Here is a 229-nt window from a genome sequence, read left to right as displayed (position 1 = left end):
AGAGAAGATAAAATCCCGGTATACTGCAATATCTACGGTCTGTCCATAGCATGGAAGATAGGCTTTCAAAAATGGAACTACGGCCTGATGCTGTGTGTAATTAATACAGTATCCCGCTCCTTCTCTCGGACTGATTACAGAATCATTATTAATATAGTCCAGGACATTTTCATTTTCTTTCACCATCCCGTTTTTTGAAAAAAATCTATTGACTTTATCCAAAATATGC

1 pseudogene is annotated in these 229 nt (G+C 36.7%); it reads right to left on the bottom strand.

Annotation, left to right across the window (positions count from 1 at the left end):
• Nucleotides 1-183 (bottom strand): annotated as a pseudogene (locus SCA31_RS25860) (hypothetical protein); the annotation flags it as partial.
• Between the last annotated feature and the right edge of the window lie 46 nt (nucleotides 184-229).

This window comes from Chryseobacterium sp. SIMBA_028, from assembly GCF_046535285.1.
Classification (GTDB): Bacteria; Bacteroidota; Bacteroidia; order Flavobacteriales; family Weeksellaceae; genus Chryseobacterium.
Note: the sequence above shows the minus strand (reverse complement) of the source record. Positions and strands in the feature narration are given on the sequence as shown.